The sequence below is a fragment of the Microbacterium sp. KNMS genome (genome assembly GCF_053851835.1).
In genome coordinates this window covers 1-233 of the sequence record NZ_JBSQBP010000218.1, presented here as the reverse complement: position 1 = coordinate 233, position 233 = coordinate 1, and the positions used below count along the sequence as shown (strand labels likewise).

1 pseudogene is annotated in these 233 nt (G+C 77.3%); it reads left to right on the top strand.

Going from position 1 to position 233, the window contains the following annotated elements:
* A pseudogene (locus ACWXWW_RS18385) lies at nt 1-233 on the top strand (hypothetical protein); the annotation flags it as partial.

The following is a 233-nucleotide window of genomic DNA, read 5'->3' as shown; positions in this document are numbered from 1 at the left end:
GCCACCGCCACCGCACCGCACCGCACCGCCGACGTCGCATCCGCTCCCGCCCCCGCTCCCACGGAGGAGGCGGACCGCCACTCCGTGGTGGAGCCGGCCCCCGCCGTCGCCGACCGCACCCAGGCCGACCTCGAGCGCGAATGCGCGGACGCCGAGTGCCTGGCCCTCTTCCTCGCGCTGGTCACGGCCGCCCTCGTGACCTCCGGGCTGACACTGGCCACGGACGTGGTGGG